General features: G+C 39.4%; 4 protein-coding genes. 1 reads left to right on the top strand and 3 read right to left on the bottom strand.

The genetic code is table 11. The features are described 5' to 3' along the window. Nucleotides 1-46: 46 nt before the first annotated feature. From AB4138_RS23525 to AB4138_RS23515, 3 genes are read right to left on the bottom strand one after another with little or no spacing between them, the layout of a single operon-like run. Nucleotides 47-472 carry a hypothetical protein gene (locus AB4138_RS23525; protein ID WP_372307919.1) on the bottom strand — a complete coding sequence of 142 codons (426 nt, stop codon included), beginning with the start codon at nucleotides 470-472 and terminating at the stop codon, nucleotides 47-49. Nucleotides 473-486: 14 nt separating this feature from the next. Beyond that, the gene (locus AB4138_RS23520) at nucleotides 487-762 is read right to left on the bottom strand and encodes a G5P family DNA-binding protein (RefSeq protein WP_016796579.1); all 276 of its coding nucleotides are present in this window, start codon (nucleotides 760-762) and stop codon (nucleotides 487-489) included. A 9-nt stretch (nucleotides 763-771) separates the two neighbouring features. After that, nucleotides 772-1905: a phage/plasmid replication protein, II/X family gene (locus AB4138_RS23515; protein WP_086716350.1), complete on the bottom strand. Its 1134-nt coding sequence runs from the start codon at nucleotides 1903-1905 to the stop codon at nucleotides 772-774. 119 nt (nucleotides 1906-2024) lie between these two features. Between AB4138_RS23515 and AB4138_RS23510 the strand changes: the two genes are divergently transcribed. Further along, the coding region (locus AB4138_RS23510; RefSeq protein WP_372307916.1) for a helix-turn-helix transcriptional regulator at nucleotides 2025-2344 on the top strand (320 nt) is incomplete at its 3' end.

The raw sequence follows: 2344 nt of genomic DNA, 5'->3' as shown, positions 1-2344 counted from the left end.
CATAATACGCACTTAGGCTAGTTTGATTTTGAGGGGCTTTCTAGGCTCATACAGAGCTTCTGAACGTTGTTACTAACAAGGTTTTACGTGCATGTTCCATTGCTTGTTGGTCTGTCTCATATGGACCATAGATTTTTACGGTGTGGTTTTCATCTCCATCAACGTTTGTAACTGACATGAACCAGTCACCAACCAAGAATATCTCATCAGCAAGTTCATTCACTTCTTGGAAGTTTAAGCCAACAACATTCGACACCATACATTGAACTTGGTTTGTATCATCTCGATAGCCAAGCATCTGTACATGGTTTTTGTTGGACTCACTCATGAGCAGCATTTCTTTTAGTAACTCTAAGCTGTCGAAGACTTTTTTGTACTGGCGCTTGGCAACTACATCATTGGCATCATCAACGGCTTTATCTACATCGTTGTGTAACCAGTTAATGACTTCTTGGAGTTCATCAGATTTCATGACTTGATCTTCCATTATTTCATCGACCTCACGAGCTTAATGCCGAAGCGTTTTAATTCCAGTCCACCGAAGTTATTCACGGTAAAGCTTGAGCTATCAAGTTCGTAGTTTCCTGATTTATATGCAGATTGGTCGTCTTGTAACGATAGCTTCATTTCGACTGGGAACTTACCACCTAGATATGCATATCCGACTTGTTCTCTTATCGTTCTAGCTTGTTTACCATCTTTGCCTGGTAATGTTCTTGTGATTGGTTGTTCATGTTCTGGGAAGATTTCTACTTTCAACATATCTTTTCCTTAAGCTACGTAAGCTTTAAACGGCAGCACGTTTGATTGCGCAGCCTTTGGTAGTTGATACCAAGCTGGTACCAGTAATGGTTGAACTTCTATTTCTTTCGAACGCTTCAACGTTGGACACATTCTAGAGACATCGAACTGTTGACCGATATCGATACCGATTTTTTTCAATCTGGCTTTATGTTCATAGAACTGAGAGCGATTCAGTGTTTCTCTAAGGTCAGTGCCGTTCTGCCATAACGTAAAGTAATTCATGGTTGTATTTGCTTTGCGAACTGTATCGACAACTCCACAAGATAAAAGTTGTTGAGCTATCGTTTCGTGGTGATCATGTGAGACTGATATTGTGTTCATAGCATTCTCGAAGTTTTGTAAGTGTGGTAAGAAGTCATGCTCTTTTACGTAGCCGTAAAATTGCAGGTTGTATCTCTTCAACAACTTCTGCCTTAAGCTACTTTCTAGTCGAACGACTCCATTTTTTTCACAGTATTCAATTAGTTGATTGATATAACTAAGTGTATCAGCGTCTAGATTTTTGACTTTTTTCATGTGACGGCGTAACTCGACGCCTTTTGTATATAGCTTAATTACCTCCCATTCTGACCCCTCGCCCCAGTAGCAACTAGTACCATCCGGATAGAGTTTTGGTTTACGACCGCGTCCCATTTGGATTGAGGACATTCCTCGTATAAAAGATTGTTCACTGCCCTTGCCTACTGACATGTTTCGAGTCCAGTCGATACTCGTAATTTCAGCCCCATCACCTACAAGTGAAGAAGCTTTACCATCAGGGGATTGTCTATGTGATAGGCGGGTATTTTTTGTAAATGGCGGTAGGTCATATTTGGATAAAATATGGTTATAGATTTCCACACACTGCTCGATAGTTTCGAGTCCAAAAAGATTGTCCTGACGCTGCCAGCGAGATGGGTTTCCTTCAACTCTTACACGGTATCCATCACATCTAATCGTCAACTTTGTACTGAAAGAACCTTCAAGTATTTTTTGATTCACTGAGGGAGGTAGTTTCTCACCAGTTTCCAAATCAACTCGCTCAATAACATGACGACCAACAAGCGGAAGCCCGCCTGAATGATGATCTTGTTGCATGAATAAACGGTCGATAAAGAACAATGTAAAAACCCTGTCAACTATGATTTATCACAGCTTAAACTTTACTTTTAGACATGTAAAGTCGAGGTATGAAAAATAGCATGTATAATTATTAAAAATGATATTCACAGGAGTTTCGGATGCTTAAAGATGTACTTAAAACTAGGCGAGACCTACTAAATTTAAAACAAAGTGATGTTGCAGAGTTTGTTGGTGTGACCCCCCAAACATATATGAAATGGGAAAATGGGAAGAACGAACCTAAGGCTAGTAATATCAAAAACTTAGCCGAAATCTTAAAAGTTAGTGAAATGGAGATTTGCCGTGGTGAACTATTCGACGTTGATGCTCACGAACAAGTAGAGTTCATGAAAACTGTTGCATCGATGCAAAGGTATATTGATAGTGTCACCTTTACATCAATTCTTCACAAATTCATTTTAGATAAAAATGAATTTCT

The organism is Vibrio sp. 10N.286.52.C3 (assembly GCF_041468865.1).
Taxonomy (GTDB): Bacteria; Pseudomonadota; Gammaproteobacteria; order Enterobacterales; family Vibrionaceae; genus Vibrio; species Vibrio crassostreae_C.
This window is presented reverse-complemented; position numbering and strand designations above follow the sequence as displayed.